Genomic DNA, 578 nt, shown 5'->3' on the forward strand with positions numbered 1-578 from the left:
GGCGCCGGCTCCGTACCGCTCTACACCCGCCCGGCCCCTCGCGTCGTCAGCCCCGCTCGACTTCGTCGAAGATCAATCCGGCCAACGACCGCCCCGTGCTGCCCACGATACGGACTGCGTGCTGCCCACGATACGGACTGGATAGCCCAACATTCTTCTCTGCATCCCCCAGACCACCCCCTTTGGGTGCCTGGCCATTGATGCACGGCTCCTGACCCTTTCCCTTTCCGCTCCCCTCAGACTACCCACATCATCACTCCTCGTCAATAAAGCGACTCCTGACATCTTTTCCTGTCTTTGACACCTTTTCCCGACTTTTCCTAGTGTTAATAGAACGGTTCCTGACATGTTTTCCTGGTACTGGCACTTTTCCCTGACGCATTCTTATGTTAATGTGCGTCAGCCCTGCTTTCGGATCTCTTGTCCTTAACCATGGACCTCCGTAGCTTTTCAGCTTGAAGTTCTTCCAATCTATCTCCGATGGTCGTTGTCTTCTCCTTCAACTCTGCGCTAGCCTTCTCCATTCGCGCTATGAACGAAGTCAGGCTTGAGAGACGCTGTTCGAAACTGTCCTTTGA

Annotated in this window: 1 protein-coding gene; it reads right to left on the reverse strand. The window is 54.7% G+C overall.

Features of this window, described 5'->3' with window-relative positions; all coding sequences use genetic code 11:
* Window positions 1–389: 389 nt before the first annotated feature.
* A partial coding sequence (locus tag G6O54_RS37630; RefSeq protein ID WP_205679194.1) for a hypothetical protein occupies window positions 390–578 on the reverse strand: 189 nt, incomplete at its 5' end.

This window comes from Aquisphaera insulae (assembly GCF_011064615.1).
In the GTDB taxonomy this organism is placed as follows: Bacteria; Planctomycetota; Planctomycetia; order Isosphaerales; family Isosphaeraceae; genus Aquisphaera; species Aquisphaera insulae.